Raw genomic sequence first — 1322 nt, forward strand, 5'->3', positions numbered from 1 at the left:
CTCCCGATCCGCCTTCCGGCCCGCTCTCCGGCCCGCCGTCCGTGCCCCCGCCGTCCGTGCCGTTCTCCGCACCGGCGCCGCCGTCGGGCTCGCCGCCCTGAGGGGGCACCCCGCCGCCGCCCGGCCCACCGGGATCCGGGTCGTCGCCGTCGTCCCCGCCCGGGTCCGCGTCCCTGAGCGCGTCGTCCAGCTTCTCCTCGTCGAGACCCGGGGCGTCGAACGGATTGCGTCGGCGCCGGTGGGGGAGGGCCAGCAGGGCGGCCTGCCGGACGTCCTGCGCGGTGACCTCCTCGCGGCCCGCCCACGCGGCGAGCGCGGTCGCGGTACGGGCCATGACGATGTCGGCCCGCATACCGTCCACCTCGAACGCCGCGCACGTGGCCGCGATCTGGCGCAGCACCCCGTCGCCGAGCACCACCCGCGGCAGGAGGCCGCGCGCGGCGGCGATCCGCTCCCGCAGCGCCGCCTCCTCGTCGGCCCACCGCGCGGCGAAGGCGGCCGGATCGTCGTCGTACGCGAGTCGCCGCCGGACGACCTCGACGCGCAGATCGGTGTCGCGGGAGGCGGCCACCTCGACGGTCAGCCCGAAACGGTCGAGCAACTGCGGCCTCAGTTCGCCCTCTTCGGGGTTCATCGTGCCGACCAGCAGGAAACGGGCCGCGTGCCGCACGGACACGCCCTCACGCTCGACGTACGACGCGCCCATGGCCGCCGCGTCGAGCAGCAGGTCCACCAGGTGGTCGTGGAGCAGGTTGACCTCGTCCACGTAGAGGACCCCGCGGTGCGCGTCCGCCAGGAGCCCCGGCTCGAAGGCCTTCACGCCCTCCGAGAGCGCCCGTTCGATGTCGAGGGCGCCCACGAGCCGGTCCTCGGAGGCGCCGACCGGCAGTTCCACCGTCCGCGCGGGTCGCGACACCCCCGCCCCGGCTTCGTGAGGCCCGTCCGGGCACGCCGGGTCGGGCGCCTGGGGATCGCAGGAGAAACGGCACCCGGCGACCACCGCGACCTCCGGCACCAGCGCGGCCAGCGCCCGCACCGCGGTGGACTTGGCCGTGCCCTTCTCCCCCCGCACGAGAACCCCGCCGACAGCCGGACTCACGGCGTTGAGCAACAGCCCGAGCCGCAGGTCGTCCTGCCCGACGATGGCGGTGAAGGGATACGGCGTACTCACAGGGCCTCCTCGTTCACGGAAACATCGGTTCCGGCCCCGGTGTCCCCGGGCGCCTCGTCCCGGCCACGGGCCGCGGGGAATCGGGACCGCTCGGCGCGGCCCTCGGCTCCCGCGATCCCGCCGCCGGCGTCCGGGGCGGAGCCCCGGTCAC

The 1322-nt window shown here is 76.2% G+C and carries 1 protein-coding gene; it reads right to left on the minus strand.

Features of this window, described 5'->3' with window-relative positions:
* On the minus strand, positions 1 to 1171 hold a 1171-nt coding region (locus tag ABZ371_RS32665; RefSeq protein WP_358686570.1), incomplete at its 3' end, for an AAA family ATPase.
* Positions 1172 to 1322: the final 151 nt, after the last annotated feature.

The organism is Streptomyces sp. NPDC005899 (assembly GCF_040629645.1).
Taxonomy (GTDB): Bacteria; Actinomycetota; Actinomycetes; order Streptomycetales; family Streptomycetaceae; genus Streptomyces.